We start from the raw sequence: 15,338 nt of genomic DNA, 5'->3' as shown, positions 1-15,338 counted from the left end.
GATGAACTATTCAAAAGCATTGAATGAATGTATCGAAAGTGCCTACATGGTTGCTGGCCATTTTGGAGCTCGTTACCTAGAGTCTTGGCACTTGTTGCTTGCCATGTCCAATCATAGTTATAGTGTGGCAGGGGCAACTTTAAATGATTATCCATATGAGATGGACCGTTTAGAAGAAGTCGCTTTGGAACTGACTGAAACGGACTATAGCCAGGATGAAACCTTTACGGAATTGCCGTTCTCCCATCGTTTGCAGGTTCTTTTTGACGAAGCAGAGTATGTAGCGTCAGTGGTCCATGCTAAGGTGCTAGGGACGGAGCACGTCCTCTATGCGATTTTGCATGATGGAAATGCCTTGGCGACTCGTATCTTGGAGAGGGCTGGTTTTTCTTATGAAGACAAGAAAGATCAGGTCAAGATTGCTGCTCTACGTCGAAATTTAGAAGAACGAGCAGGCTGGACTCGTGAAGATCTCAAGGCTTTACGTCAACGCCATCGTACAGTAGCTGACAAGCAAAATTCCATGGCCAATATGATGGGCATGCCGCAGACTCCGAGTGGTGGTCTCGAGGACTATACGCATGATTTGACGGAGCAAGCTCGTTCTGGCAAGTTAGAACCAGTCATCGGTCGGGATAAGGAAATCTCGCGTATGATTCAAATCTTGAGCCGTAAGTCCAAGAACAATCCTGTCTTGGTTGGGGATGCTGGTGTCGGGAAAACAGCTCTGGCACTTGGTCTTGCCCAGCGTATTGCTAGTGGGGATGTTCCTACGGAAATGGCTAAGATGCGCGTGTTAGAGCTTGATTTGATGAATGTCGTTGCAGGGACACGCTTCCGTGGTGATTTTGAAGAACGCATGAACAATATCATCAAGGATATTGAAGAAGATGGCCAAGTCATCCTCTTTATCGATGAACTCCACACTATTATGGGTTCTGGTAGCGGGATTGATTCGACTCTGGATGCGGCCAATATCTTGAAACCAGCCTTGGCGCGTGGAACTTTGAGAACGGTTGGTGCGACTACTCAGGAAGAATATCAAAAACATATCGAAAAAGATGCGGCCCTTTCTCGTCGTTTCGCTAAAGTGACGATTGAAGAACCAAGTGTGACAGATAGCATGACCATTTTACAAGGCTTGAAGGCGACTTATGAGAAACATCACCGGGTGCAAATCACAGATGAAGCGGTTGAAACAGCCGTCAAGATGGCTCATCGTTACTTGACTAGTCGTCACTTGCCAGACTCTGCTATCGACCTCTTGGATGAAGCAGCAGCAACAGTGCAAAATAAGGCAAAGCATGTAAAAGCAGACGATTCAGGTTTGAGTCCAGCTGACAAGGCTTTGATGGATGGTAAGTGGAAACAGGCAGCTCAGCTAATCGCAAAAGAAGAGGAAGTGCCTGTCTATAAAGACTTGGTGACAGAGTCTGATATTTTGACCACCTTGAGTCGCTTGTCAGGTATCCCCGTTCAAAAACTGACTCAGACTGATGCTAAGAAATACTTAAACTTGGAAGCTGAACTGCACAAACGTGTCATCGGTCAAGATCAAGCTGTTTCAAGCATTAGTCGTGCGATTCGCCGCAATCAGTCAGGGATTCGCAGTCACAAGCGCCCGATTGGTTCCTTTATGTTCTTAGGGCCTACAGGTGTCGGTAAGACCGAATTGGCCAAGGCTTTGGCAGAAGTTCTTTTTGACGATGAATCAGCCCTTATCCGCTTTGATATGAGTGAGTATATGGAGAAATTCGCAGCCAGTCGTCTCAATGGAGCTCCTCCGGGCTATGTGGGTTATGAAGAAGGTGGAGAGTTGACCGAGAAGGTTCGCAACAAACCATACTCTGTTCTCCTCTTTGACGAGGTAGAGAAGGCCCATCCAGACATCTTTAATGTTCTCTTGCAGGTCTTGGATGACGGTGTCTTGACTGATAGCAAGGGGCGCAAGGTTGACTTTTCAAATACCATTATCATCATGACGTCAAATCTTGGTGCGACAGCTCTTCGTGATGATAAGACTGTCGGATTTGGGGCTAAGGACATTCGTTTTGACCAGGAAAATATGGAAAAACGCATGTTTGAAGAGTTGAAAAAGGCTTATAGACCTGAGTTTATCAACCGTATTGATGAAAAGGTGGTCTTCCATAGCCTTTCTAGCGACCATATGCAGGAAGTGGTGAAGATTATGGTTAAACCTTTAGTGGCAAGTTTGGCTGAAAAAGGCATTGACTTGAAATTACAAGCTTCCGCACTGAAATTGTTGGCAAATCAAGGATATGACCCAGAGATGGGAGCTCGTCCACTTCGCAGAACCCTACAAACAGAAGTGGAAGACAAGTTGGCAGAACTTCTTCTCAAGGGAGAATTAGAGTCAGGCAGCACACTTAAGATTGGTGTTAAAGCAGGCCAGTTAAAATTTGATATTGCATAAAAAACGAGGTCGGGAAAAGTTCCCGACTTCTTTGTTTGCCTTTATTAGTTTGCTTTGCTGTTGCGACTGTTTTAGGGATGGCTATCTCTCTTAGAATTACTCAACATGTGAGTAAAGAAGTCTTTGTATCGATACTTGAGATAGTTCTCATGTAAAACTAACAAAGCGATATAAACAATCAAAAAGATTGCAGTCAGATAAAACACATCAAATGCAGTTCGCGCATAGTGAGTGGCTGACTGATAAGAGCCAATAGCTCCCAAAATCAACCAAGGAAGATACTTGTAATACTTATTGAGCATAAGAGTGCACCTCCTATATTCTATTTCAATGTTATTATATTCCTTTGTCTAAAGCGATGAAAGCGATTATACAAAACAAATTTAAATTTTTAACAGGAAAATCTCCTGTTTTTCTGTTTTATTACGAATAGAAGAGTAGGAGGAGTAAAGGTGTTTAAATTATGTGAGATTTTTAAAATAGTTTAAATAAATCGTTGACATATTTAAAACAAAATGTTACAATTATATTACAAAAAGATTTCATTATATTTCTAAAACATTACAAAGGAGTAGAAAAATGAAAAAGAAAACCTATATCAAATTGATGGCAGCAACTGTATTGGCTTCTACCTTGCTATTGGGAGCTTGTGGAAATAAAAAGGAAACAACTCAAGCAAGCAGTTCTGCTAAGACAAGACAATCATCAAGTTCTAAAGCAGCTTCTGCTAGCAAAGAAAGCAAGACTCAGAAGTCCTCAAGTTCAGTTTCATCTGAAAAGGCCAAGGCGTCTACTGACCAGTCTGCAGCAACTACAACATCATCACCAGCAACACCTGCACCAGAGCAAAGACAAGGTCAAGAGGTGTCTAATCAACAGGCGGCTAGTCAACAAACTCCTGCTCAGACTCCTCAAACCCAGTCTAACCAATCAAGCTATGATCCTACAACTGATCGCAAACTTCAAGACAAACAAGCAGAGCAAAATAAACGCTACAAGGGTGTTTTAGCCATGGTAGATGGTGATTTCTCAGCAGCAGCTGGCAACTGGAAGGGAGCAAATGGGGAAACTATCACAGTTTCATCAGGTGGTCAATTTACAGTAGAATCTGCTGATGGAAAGAAAGAAAATTACTCTATCAGAGGCTACTCTTATACTCTTGATAGTGGCAAGTATAATGCCAAAATTGGTGGAGGAAAAATCATCCAAATTACAACAGGAGCGGATGGTAAGGTTTCCAGTGTTGCTTTGAGTCAATAATAACCCTCAGTATTTGAATTTTTACAAGTATAAAAGAATCCGTCAGCTCAAATAAGAGTTGACGGATTCTTTTATACTTGTACTTGGGTTAAAAATTCTTCTGTAGTAAGAATTTGAGCAAATTCATCTTGTAGAGAAAGGAGATTAATCTCATGGATAGTCTCAGGAGAGATGGCCTGACCGTTTTTGTTAGATAGGGTAAAACTGGCAGTAGCATCTGCTAGTAAAGTGACTTCAAAACCCAGATTTGCTGCCATTCGTGTCGTAGTAGATACACAATGAGGCAGGGTCAAACCAACAACGACTAAATGACAAATCTGATTTTTTCGTAAATATGTTTCAAGATTTGTTCCAATAAAGGCGCTATTAACCGTTTTTTGAAAGACAGGTTCGGAAGCAACTGGTTCAAATCCACTTTTAAACACCTGATTTTGTTTGTTATGAAATTGCGACTGGGGATTGTCAGATATGTGTTGAACATGTAAGACTGAAAGAGCGTGTTTACGAAAGTATGCCAGTACCCTCAACGCTTGTTGTTCAGCTTGAGGGTTGTTCCGTTCTCCCCAGATAGGGTTCTCAAATGCTTTTTGCATATCGATAATCAGTAGAGCAGTATGAACCATTTTAAGTCTTATCCAATTGTAAGAGAGCTTCAATCTCTGCTAGAGTGCTAGCTTGTGAAATAGCTCCACGAAGTTTGGCAGCGCCAGATGTTCCACGGAGGTAGTGAGGAGCGAGTCCTCGGAATTCACGAACTGCGACATTTTCCCCTTTGAGGTTAATCAAACGTTTCAAGTGTTCGTAGGCGATTTTCATCTTGTCTTCAAAGGTCAAATCAGGTAGGATTTCTCCTGTTTCAAAGTAATGGTTGATTTGATTGAAGAGGTAAGGATTTCCCATGGCAGCGCGGCCAATCATGACTGCGTCAGCACCGACTTCTTCGATGCGTTGTTTGGCTTCTTGGACCGTACGGATGTCACCGTTGGCGATGAAGGGAATCTTGGTTAAAGCTTGAGCAACTTTATGGAGAGTCTCAAGGTCTGCGTGACCTGTATACATTTGCTCACGGGTACGGCCGTGCATAGCAAGGGCAGAAACACCTGCTGCTTCAGCAGCGAGGGCATTTTCTACTGCCAGAGATGGGTCGGCCCAGCCAGTACGCATCTTGACAGTAAGGGGGATATCAAGGACAGATTGGACCTTGTTGATGATAGAGTAAATCTTATCTGGATCCTTGAGCCACATAGCGCCAGCTTCGTTCTTCACGATTTTGTTAACTGGGCAGCCCATGTTGATATCCACGATATCGGTTTTGGTGTTTTCTTGGATGAATTCTGCTGCGCGTGCTAGGCTGTCTTCATCACTACCAAAAAGTTGGATAGAAACAGGGTTTTCGCCTTCATCGATATGAAGCATGTGCAGGGTTTTTTCGTTGTTGTATTGGATTCCCTTGTCAGAGACCATCTCCATGACAACGAGTCCAGCCCCAAGCTCTTTTGCGATAGTACGAAAGGCTGAGTTGGTGACACCAGCCATAGGTGCTAAAACAGTACGATTGGGAATCTCAACATTGCCAATCATAAAAGGTGTATTAAGATTTGTCACGAATGAGTTCCTCCAGGTCGTTTTCATCAAAGTTGTAAGTAGTTTGGCAGAATTGACAAGTGATTTCTGCCCCGTGGTCTTCCTCTTTCATTTCCTGTAGGTCTGAGCTTGGAAGGCTAGCAAGAGCGTTCATAAAGCGTTCATGGCTACAGTCACATTGGAAACGGATTTCTTCTTCAGAAAGACGCTTGTAGGCCTCGTCACCGTAGATTGCCTTGAGGAGGGCTTCGATATGGTCTTCACTTTCGAGAAGAGTTGAGATAGCTGGCATTGCTTGGATGCGTTTTTCAAAGCGAGTAATCTCTTTTTCCTTGGCTCCCGGCAAGACTTGGACTAGGAAACCGCCTGCAACCTTGACCTTGTCTTCCTCGTCCAAAAGGACATTGAGACCGACTGCTGAAGGGGTTTGTTGACTTTCAGTCAGGTAAAAGGCAAGGTCTTCACCGATTTCCCCAGAGATAAGGGGAGTCATAGAGTTGTAAGGATTTCCAGTACCGTAGTCTGTGATAACGAGGAATTGACCGTTTCCAACAAAAGGTCCGACTAGGACTTCACCAGTTGCAGTCTTTTTGATATCGACACCAGGATTTTGAACGTAACCTTTGACGTTCCCCTTGGTATCAGCGACGGTGATGATAGCACCTAGTGAGCTAGATCCCAGCACCTTAACTGTTAGTTTAGTATTTCCTTTTTCATTGGCTGCGAGAATCTGGCTAGCGATAAGAGTTCGACCAAGCGCTACAGTTGAGCTAGCTTGGGTTTGGTGTTTTTCTTGAGCAGTGCGGACAGTTTCTGTGCTATCAAGGACAAAAGCACGAAAGGCTCCGCTTTCTGATATTGTTTTAATAATTTTATCCATAGCTACTATTTTAGCATAAAAATGCCCAAAGGGGGAGCCGTGTGTTTGCTGATTTTCAGGATAATGGACCAGGAAATCTGCATAAGAATAAAAAGAGAAACAGATTATTTCAGCATTTGTAAGATTTATGCTATGCTTAAGGTAGAAAATGAAAGGGGTAACAAATGTATTTAGGAGATTTGATGGAAAAGGCCGAATCTGGCCAATTTTCAATCCTTTCCTTTCTATTACAAGAGTCTCAGACGACCGTCAAGGCTGTAATGGAGGAAACAGGATTTTCAAAAGCAACCCTAACCAAATATGTCACCCTGCTCAATGACAAGGCTTTGGACAGTGGCTTAGAGCTGAACATCTCCTTAGAAGATGAAAATCTGCGTCTGTTAATCGGTGCAGCTACCAAGGGGAGAGAGATCCGGAGCTTGTTTTTGGAGAATGCTGTTAAATACCAAATTTTAGTCTATCTTCTCTACCACCAACAGTTTTTAGCCCATCAGCTGGCTCAAGAATTGATGATTAGCGAGGCTACGCTTGGTCGTCACTTAGCTAGCTTAAATCAGATTTTGTCAGAGTTTGACTTATCCATCCAAAATGGTCGTTGGCGAGGTCCAGAGCATCAGATTCGCTATTTCTATTTCTGTCTTTTCCGCAAGGTCTGGTCCAGTCAGGAGTGGGAAAGTCATATGCAGAAAGCGGAGAGAAAGCAGGATATTGCTACTCTAGAAGAAATCTGCGGTGCTAGCTTGTCTTCGGGCCAGAAATTGGACTTGGTTCTCTGGGCTCATATCAGTCAACAGCGTCTCCGGGTCAATGCCTGTCAGTTTCAAGTCATAGAAGAAAAAATGCGAGGGTATTTTGACAATATTTTCTACCTTCGTTTGCTGAGAAAGGCTCCGTCCTTTTTTGCTGGGCAACACCTTCCTCTAGGAACTGAGGATGGTGAGATGATGATATTCTTCTCTTTCCTCTTGTCTCATCGTATTCTTCCCCTTCATACTATGGAGTATATTCTTGGTTTTGGAGGGCAGTTGGCAGATTTGCTGACGCAATTGATTCAAGAAATGAAGAAGGAGGAACTATTGGGGGACTATACAGAGGACCATGTCACCTATGAACTCAGTCAGCTTTGTGCTCAAGTCTATCTCTATAAGGGCTATATCTTACAGGATCGCTACAAGTACCAGTTAGAGAATCGTCATCCATATTTGCTGATGGAACATGATTTTAGGGGAACGGCAGAGGAGATTTTTCATGCTCTACCTGCCTTTCAGCAGGGGACGGATTTGGATAAGAAAATTCTCTGGGAATGGCTCCAGTTGATAGAATATATGGCTGAAAATGGTGGCCAGCATATGCGGATTGGTCTGGATTTGACATCTGGTTTTCTTGTCTTTTCAAGGATGGCTGCTATTTTGAAACGGTATTTGGAATATAATCGTTTTATTACTATTGAAGCCTATGACCGAACTCGGCATTATGATTTGCTGGTTACAAATAACCCGATTCATAAGAAGGAACAGACACCAGTTTATTATTTAAAAAACGACTTGGATATGGAAGATTTGGTAGCGATTCGTCAGTTATTATTTACTTAAAAGGCTTGGTTGTTCCAGGTCTTTTTTGTGAAATTCACACAATCTCCTCACATTTTTTAAAAAATAAAAAAAAGTTGATGAACAAGAAAGCGCTTTATTTTGTATACTAGTTAGTGTAAAGAGGAAACATCCTCAAGATCTTTATCAGGAGGACAGCACATGTCACAAGAAAAATACATTATGGCCATTGACCAGGGAACTACAAGTTCTCGTGCCATCATTTTCAACAAAAAAGGGGAAAAGGTTAGCTCGAGTCAAAAAGAGTTTACTCAGATTTTCCCTCAGGCAGGTTGGGTTGAACACAATGCCAATGAAATTTGGAATTCCGTCCAGTCTGTTATTGCTGGAGCTTTCATCGAAAGTGGTGTCAAGCCAAATCAAATCGAAGCAATAGGGATTACCAACCAGCGTGAAACAACTGTCGTCTGGGATAAGAAAACAGGACTTCCTATCTACAATGCTATCGTTTGGCAGTCACGCCAGACAGCTCCTTTGGCTGAACAACTAAAAAGTCAAGGTTATGTGGAAAAATTCCATGAAAAGACTGGTTTGATCATCGATGCTTACTTCTCTGCTACCAAGGTTCGTTGGATTTTGGACCATGTAGAAGGCGCTCAAGAACGAGCTGAAAAAGGAGAATTGCTCTTTGGTACTATCGATACTTGGCTGGTTTGGAAATTGACTGACGGTGCGGCTCACGTGACCGACTACTCAAACGCAGCTCGTACCATGCTTTATAACATTAAAGAACTCAAATGGGATGATGAGATTTTAGAAATCCTCAACATTCCTAAGGCTATGCTTCCAGAAGTTCGTTCTAACTCTGAAATTTACGGTAAGACAGCGCCATTCCATTTCTATGGTGGACAAGTGCCAATCTCAGGTATGGCTGGTGACCAACAGGCAGCCCTCTTTGGACAGTTAGCCTTTGAACCTGGTATGGTTAAAAATACTTACGGAACAGGTTCTTTCATCATCATGAATACTGGTGAAGAGATGCAGTTGTCTGAAAATAACCTCTTGACAACGATTGGTTACGGAATCAATGGCAAGGTTTACTATGCCTTGGAAGGTTCAATCTTCATCGCAGGAAGTGCCATTCAGTGGCTTCGTGACGGTCTTCGCATGGTAGAAAATTCACCAGAATCTGAAAAATACGCTCGTGATTCTCATAATAATGATGAAGTTTATGTCGTTCCAGCCTTTACAGGTCTAGGTGCTCCATACTGGAACCAAAACGCTCGTGGTTCTGTCTTTGGTTTGACTCGTGGAACAAGTAAAGAAGACTTTATTAAGGCAACTCTTCAATCTATTGCTTATCAAGTACGTGACATCATCGACACCATGCAAGTGGATGCTCAGACAGCTATCCAAGTCTTGAAAGTAGACGGTGGTGCAGCTATGAACAACTTCCTCATGCAGTTCCAAGCTGATATTTTGGGAATCGACATCGCACGCGCCAAAAACTTGGAAACAACAGCTCTAGGGGCAGCCTTCCTAGCAGGTTTGTCAGTGGGCTATTGGAAAGACTTGGATGAGTTGAAACTCTTGAACGAGACAGGAGAACTCTTTGAACCATCTATGAATGAATCTCGTAAGGAACAACTCTATAAGGGCTGGAAGAAAGCTGTAAAAGCAACTCAAGTCTTTGCGGAAGTAGACGACTAATACTGGAAGAATAAAGCGACTCAGTTAGAAAGTGTGTAAATATGGAATTTTCAAAGAAAACACGTGAATTATCAATTCAAAAAATGCAGGAACGTACCTTGGACCTCTTGATTATCGGTGGAGGAATCACTGGTGCTGGTGTAGCCTTGCAGGCGGCAGCTAGTGGTCTAGATACTGGTTTGATTGAAATGCAGGACTTCGCAGAAGGAACATCCAGCCGTTCAACAAAATTGGTTCACGGCGGTCTTCGTTACCTCAAACAATTCGACGTAGAAGTGGTCTCAGATACAGTTTCAGAACGTGCTGTAGTTCAACAAATCGCTCCACACATTCCAAAACCAGATCCAATGCTCTTGCCAGTTTATGAAGAAGATGGAGCAACCTTTAGCCTCTTCCGTCTTAAAGTAGCTATGGATCTTTACGACCTTTTGGCAGGAGTTAACAACACACCAGCTGCTAACAAGGTCTTGAGCAAGGAAGAAGTCTTGGAACGCCAGCCAAACTTGAAGAAAGAAGGCTTGGTAGGAGGTGGGGTTTACCTTGACTTCCGTAACAACGATGCACGTCTCGTGATTGAAAACATCAAACGTGCCAACCAAGACGGTGCCCTCATTGCCAACCACGTTAAAGCAGAAGGTTTCCTATTTGACGAAAGTGGCAAGATTACAGGTGTTGTAGCTCGTGATCTCTTGACAGACCACGTCTTTGAAATCAAGGCCCGTCTGGTTATTAACACAACAGGTCCTTGGAGCGACAAAGTACGCAATTTGTCTAATAAGGGAACCCAATTCTCACAAATGCGTCCAACTAAGGGAGTTCACTTGGTAGTGGATTCAAGCAAGATCAAGGTTTCACAGCCAGTTTACTTTGACACAGGTTTGGGTGATGGCCGTATGGTCTTTGTTCTCCCACGTGAAAATAAGACTTACTTCGGTACAACTGATACAGACTACACAGGTGATTTGGAACATCCAAAAGTGACGCAGGAAGATGTAGATTATCTACTTGGCATTGTCAACAACCGCTTCCCAGAAGCCAATATCACCATTGATGATATCGAAAGTAGCTGGGCAGGTCTTCGTCCATTGATCGCAGGCAATAGCGCTTCTGACTACAATGGAGGAAATAACGGAACCATCAGTGATGAAAGCTTTAACAACTTGATTGCGACTGTTGAATCTTATCTCTCTAAAGAAAAAACGCGTGAAGATGTTGAGTCTGCTGTCAGCAAGCTTGAAAGCAGTACCTCTGAGAAACATTTGGACCCATCTGCAGTTTCTCGTGGTTCGAGCTTGGACCGAGATGATAATGGGCTCTTGACTCTTGCTGGTGGTAAAATCACAGACTACCGTAAGATGGCTGAAGGAGCTATGGAGCGCGTGGTTGACATCCTCAAAGCAGAATTTGACCGTAGCTTTAAACTGATCAACTCTAAGACTTACCCTGTTTCAGGTGGGGAATTGAACCCAGCAAATGTGGACTCAGAAATCGAAGCCTTTGCGCAACTTGGAGTGTCACGTGGCTTGGATAGCAAGGAAGCTCATTACCTAGCAAATCTTTACGGTTCAAATGCACCGAAGGTCTTTGCCCTTGCTCACAGCTTGGAACAAGCACCAGGACTCAGCTTGGCAGATACCTTGTCCCTTCACTATGCAATGCGCAATGAGTTGGCACTTAGCCCAGTTGACTTCCTTCTTCGTCGTACCAACCATATGCTCTTTATGCGTGATAGTTTGGATAGTATCGTTGAGCCAGTTTTGAATGAAATGGGACGATTCTATGATTGGTCAGAAGAAGAAAAAGCAGGCTACCGTGCGGATGTCGAAGCGGCTCTCGCTAACAACGATTTAGCAGAATTAAAAAATTAAGAAAAAATAAAAGAGGTGGAGGGCAGCATTCCTTGCCGCCCGCCCCTTCTTTTTAATGGAGACAGAAAGATGATGAATGAATTATTTGGAGAATTTTTAGGGACTTTAATCCTGATTCTTCTAGGAAATGGTGTTGTTGCTGGTGTGGTTCTTCCTAAAACCAAGAGCAACAGTTCAGGTTGGATTGTGATTACCATGGGTTGGGGGATTGCAGTTGCAGTTGCGGTCTTTGTATCTGGCAAGCTCAGTCCAGCTCATTTAAACCCAGCTGTGACGATTGGTGTGGCCTTGAAAGGTGGTTTGCCTTGGGCTTCCGTTTTGCCTTATATCTTAGCCCAGTTCGCAGGGGCTATGCTCGGTCAGATTTTGGTTTGGTTGCAATTCAAACCGCATTATGAGGCAGAAGAAAATGCAGGCAATATTTTGGCTACTTTCAGCACAGGACCAGCCATCAAAGATACAGTTTCTAACTTGATTAGTGAAATCCTAGGAACTTTTGTATTGGTATTAACAATCTTTGCTTTGGGTCTTTACGATTTTCAGGCAGGTATCGGAACCTTTGCAGTAGGAACTTTGATTGTCGGTATCGGTCTATCACTTGGTGGGACAACAGGCTATGCCTTGAACCCTGCTCGTGACCTTGGTCCTCGTATCATGCACAGCATCTTGCCAATTCCAAACAAAGGAGACGGAGACTGGTCTTACGCTTGGATTCCTGTTGTGGGACCTGTTATTGGTGCAGGCTTGGCTGTTCTTGTATTCTCACTTTTCTAATTTAGAAAGCATTTATTTTGATAGTGATTGGGTAAAAACTCAATTTCAGGAAAAAATGAAGTAAATCTTCTCATAATAAAACGCATCATATCAAGTTTTTCAACACCTGATATGATGCGTTTTTCTGATTTTTAAGACTTTTTCCCAGTCTCTTTTTCGATTGAAGATGTAATTATTCTACTAACTAACTTCTTAGTACTAGCCAACAACTATAATCATAATTCCTCCCAAAATTAGGAATAATAAAGGCAATAATTTTTGTTTTTTCATGTGAAATACCTCACTTTTGTTTTCTTCTATTTTATGCTAAAATATTAAAAATCAAAAACTGTTCCCATATATGCTTGTTGGAGAGATATTATGAAAAAATTTGGAGAAATTTTTAAAAAGTTTCGAGAATCTAGAGGTTTTCGCTTAAAAGATGTCGAAAAAGCTGGTATATCAACATCACAGCTCTCACGTTTTGAAAAGGGAGAGACTGATTTAACCATTTCAAAATTTATGGCTATTTTGGATGAAATTAACATGCCTATTGATGAATTTATGTATGCTGTTCATGATTTTCATCGTGATGAACTGAACGAACTCTTATCAAAGGTTAGGCATTTTGTATCAAATCATGATGTTGATGGGTTGAAAAAACTACTTTATTCTCAGATGGAGTCAGATTCTAAACAAGAGAAATTTCATAAGCTTAACATTATTTTATTAAAAATTCGTTTACAAGATTTATCTGGAGAAGCTTATTATTCTGGTGATGATTTATCTTATCTAACTGACTATCTCTTTAGTGTTGAATATTGGGGATACTATGAATTATTGATTTTTTCAAATACGTTAGATGTCCTAAAACACGATGTCTTTATGGTTTTGGCTAGAGAGATGTCTAGACGTTCTGATTTTTATAAAGAAATTCCTAATAATAGACGACTGATTTCATCTATGCTATTGAACGGATATATCACATGTATTGAAAGAGGAAAATTTCTTGATGCTTTGTATTTTGAAAAGCAACTGAATCAATGCTTTTTCACCGAGATAGAAATTTATGAACGGTTGGTGTTTCAGTATGCACAACATCTGTATCGCTACAAAAAAGAGATGGATTGTAAAGCAATTATTGAAATGAGGAAGTGTATTGGAGCAATGAAATTAGCGGGAAGTAACCATTTGGCAAAGAATTATGAAAGGCACTTAGAAAAAATTTTAGCAAGTAAAAAGTAATACGCAGATATGGGAAAGGAAGTATCTCGAAATAATATTTTGGTAGAATTGTCTTTAGAAATTTCAATTACGGTTGTTTTATCAGTTCATTGTATTTGAGCGATAGGATTTTTCGAATTTATCACCATAATTATGAATTTTGAGGTATTTAATATGTAAGTTCTATCTCCATATATTTTAAGAAAGAAAAGTGAAACAGGAGAATTATTTTTCAATAGTAACAATAATCACTCTTAATAAACAGCATCATATATAGATTAATTAAATTATTGTATAGTCTCAGTTGGAGTTAATTTGTTTATAACTTTTAGACTGAGGCTTTTATATCTATTCGCTTTCTTTTAGATAGGCTTATTTATGAAATTTCTAAAATACATTAAAACTAATATTTTTATCTATTTTTTAATAGGAGTACTTTTGAATAGCGGGATGGCTCTAATAAAGCCATTGTTATTGGATAAGCTATTGAATATTCGTGAAGATCAACTTACAATTGGTACAATTTCATACTTTGTTTTATATGGCCTGTGTCTGCACCTGTTTTTTTATAGCACGATGTTGCTAGCAAATTTTGTCAGTAATAATCTGCAGCGTCATCTGCAAATTCGTTTAAAAGATCAGCTTATTAAGAAACTATTTTTGAAAGAAAATGTTGTATATGATGAAAAAGTTTCAATTGTTACACAAGATATGGAACTGCTCTATAATCGCTTCTTTTTACCCCTGGATATGATAGTTGGAAGAGTTTTTATACTTTGTACAACGATTGTTTTTATTTTGGTGCAAAATTTTTGGCTTGGTCTTGTTTTTATCGTGTTCTCTTTTCTTCGACCATTGCCTCAATGGGTAATGAATAATCGTTTAATGAAAAGTGGTGCAAATTTTTCGGAAATGCAAAAAGCTTTTCATCTATCTGTAGGAGATTTTTTTAAGGGAGCAGATACGATATATTTTTATGGCGCTAGTAAAGAAAACTTTGCTAAGATGAGAAAAAATAACGAGTGTTACGAGAATGCTCGTTGGAAAAATGAATGGACTAGCAATGTCGTTTATTTTTTCAATGGTCCTTTAGAATTCCTTAGTCAGGTACTACCTCTTGCACTTGGTCTTTTATTACAAAAGAGCGGTATAGAGTTAACAACAGCTAGTTTGGTCTCTATGTATATAGCTACAATGAATCTTAGCGGACCTATTCAAAGAATTATGTATAGCATATCTGATATACAGCGATCGCAAACAGTGAAAGAAAAAATATTTTCATTATTGGAAGAATCTTGTTTAGAAACATCATATCCGACAGTCGAATCTTTAGCTGAGCTAGTTTTAGAGGGTGTTTCAAAACAGGTTGGAGAGCAAGTGCTCTTTTATGATTTGTCACTTAGATTAACTAAGCCAAGTAAAGTTTTAATAAAGGGAGCTAGTGGTACCGGAAAGTCAACTCTCCTACAGTTGGTAGCAGGAAAGATAAGTCCGAATAGTGGTAGAATTATCGTACGTGATAAATCAGGTCGAGAATTTACTCATTATCAAGGGAATGTCGCTTATATCTCTCAGAATCCATTTTTCAGACATGGGACAATCCGAGAAAATTTAACACTAGGACAGGAGATTTCAGACAAAGAATTACTCTGTTGCCTAGAACAAGTTGGTTTAACGAATGAAATCACTAATATTTTGGATTATCAACTGATAAATAATGGAGAAAACATTTCAGGTGGACAACGTTTACGACTTGAATTAGTTCGCTGTCTGCTTCGGAAAAAAGACATTGTGTTGGCAGATGAGGTTACATCATCCTTAGACAAGGACAATGCATATCAAGTGCGCCAGTTACTTTTGCAGTTGCCTATCATTTTGATTGAAGTTGCTCATCATATTGATTCAGAAACGGTTTATAATCAAGTAATTGATTTGGGAAAATATAGAATAAAATAAATAGACTTGTTCGGTATCTTGCCATCTATAATATATATTCTGTATTATGTATTGTTTTAGCTGATTTCAAGATGTGAAAACTAAAAACTATGGCTAAGTTGGAATGTTAAAAATTCAAT

Annotated in this window: 12 protein-coding genes; 8 read left to right on the top strand and 4 right to left on the bottom strand. The window is 40.6% G+C overall.

The window, feature by feature from the left end; genetic code table 11:
- Nucleotide 1 precedes the first annotated feature (1 nt).
- Nucleotides 2–2,434 (top strand): ATP-dependent Clp protease ATP-binding subunit, encoded by a 2,433-nt coding sequence (locus QS39_RS01945; RefSeq protein WP_077804482.1) that lies wholly within the window; start codon nt 2–4, stop codon nt 2,432–2,434.
- A gap of 71 nt (nt 2,435–2,505) precedes the next feature.
- On the opposite strand, the gene QS39_RS01940 is transcribed toward QS39_RS01945, so the two are convergent.
- A complete protein-coding gene (locus QS39_RS01940) occupies nt 2,506–2,736 on the bottom strand; it encodes a hypothetical protein (RefSeq protein WP_077804481.1) in 231 nt (76 codons plus the stop codon).
- A 277-nt stretch (nt 2,737–3,013) separates the two neighbouring features.
- On the opposite strand from QS39_RS01940, the gene QS39_RS01935 reads away from it, so the two are divergent.
- The gene (locus QS39_RS01935; protein ID WP_077804480.1) at nt 3,014–3,694 is read left to right on the top strand and encodes a hypothetical protein; all 681 of its coding nucleotides are present in this window, start codon (nt 3,014–3,016) and stop codon (nt 3,692–3,694) included.
- Between the two features lie 71 nt (nt 3,695–3,765).
- On the opposite strand, the gene QS39_RS01930 is transcribed toward QS39_RS01935, so the two are convergent.
- From QS39_RS01930 to hslO, 3 genes are read right to left on the bottom strand one after another with little or no spacing between them, the layout of a single operon-like run.
- The gene (locus QS39_RS01930; protein WP_077804479.1) at nt 3,766–4,317 is read right to left on the bottom strand and encodes a cysteine hydrolase family protein; all 552 of its coding nucleotides are present in this window, start codon (nt 4,315–4,317) and stop codon (nt 3,766–3,768) included.
- Nucleotide 4,318: 1 nt separating this feature from the next.
- Nucleotides 4,319–5,299 carry a tRNA dihydrouridine synthase DusB gene (gene dusB / locus QS39_RS01925; protein ID WP_180374981.1) on the bottom strand — a complete coding sequence of 327 codons (981 nt, stop codon included), beginning with the start codon at nt 5,297–5,299 and terminating at the stop codon, nt 4,319–4,321.
- Nucleotides 5,286–6,158 (bottom strand): Hsp33 family molecular chaperone HslO, encoded by an 873-nt coding sequence (gene hslO / locus QS39_RS01920; RefSeq protein ID WP_077804477.1) that lies wholly within the window; start codon nt 6,156–6,158, stop codon nt 5,286–5,288. Before hslO ends, dusB begins: the two co-directional genes overlap by 14 nt.
- Nucleotides 6,159–6,322: 164 nt before the next feature.
- On the opposite strand from hslO, the gene QS39_RS01915 reads away from it, so the two are divergent.
- From QS39_RS01915 to QS39_RS01890, 6 genes are all read left to right on the top strand, one after another.
- Complete coding sequence (locus QS39_RS01915; RefSeq protein ID WP_077804476.1) at nt 6,323–7,750, top strand: AcpB/EbpR/MafR family transcriptional regulator; 1,428 nt, start codon at nt 6,323–6,325, stop codon at nt 7,748–7,750.
- A 159-nt stretch (nt 7,751–7,909) separates the two neighbouring features.
- Nucleotides 7,910–9,418 (top strand): glycerol kinase GlpK, encoded by a 1,509-nt coding sequence (glpK, locus tag QS39_RS01910; RefSeq protein ID WP_000076788.1) that lies wholly within the window; start codon nt 7,910–7,912, stop codon nt 9,416–9,418.
- A 41-nt stretch (nt 9,419–9,459) separates the two neighbouring features.
- Nucleotides 9,460–11,286 (top strand): type 1 glycerol-3-phosphate oxidase, encoded by a 1,827-nt coding sequence (gene glpO, locus QS39_RS01905; RefSeq protein ID WP_077804475.1) that lies wholly within the window; start codon nt 9,460–9,462, stop codon nt 11,284–11,286.
- A gap of 69 nt (nt 11,287–11,355) precedes the next feature.
- A complete protein-coding gene (locus QS39_RS01900; protein ID WP_077804474.1) occupies nt 11,356–12,060 on the top strand; it encodes an MIP/aquaporin family protein in 705 nt (234 codons plus the stop codon).
- A 360-nt stretch (nt 12,061–12,420) separates the two neighbouring features.
- Complete coding sequence (locus QS39_RS01895) at nt 12,421–13,284, top strand: helix-turn-helix domain-containing protein (RefSeq protein WP_077804473.1); 864 nt, start codon at nt 12,421–12,423, stop codon at nt 13,282–13,284.
- Nucleotides 13,285–13,641: 357 nt separating this feature from the next.
- Complete coding sequence (locus QS39_RS01890; RefSeq protein ID WP_077804472.1) at nt 13,642–15,219, top strand: ATP-binding cassette domain-containing protein; 1,578 nt, start codon at nt 13,642–13,644, stop codon at nt 15,217–15,219.
- Nucleotides 15,220–15,338: the final 119 nt, after the last annotated feature.

Source organism: Streptococcus mitis, from assembly GCF_002005545.1.
Classification (GTDB): domain Bacteria; phylum Bacillota; class Bacilli; order Lactobacillales; family Streptococcaceae; genus Streptococcus; species Streptococcus mitis_I.
The sequence above is the reverse complement of the archived record's forward strand: the minus strand, read 5'-3'. Positions and strand labels throughout refer to the sequence as shown.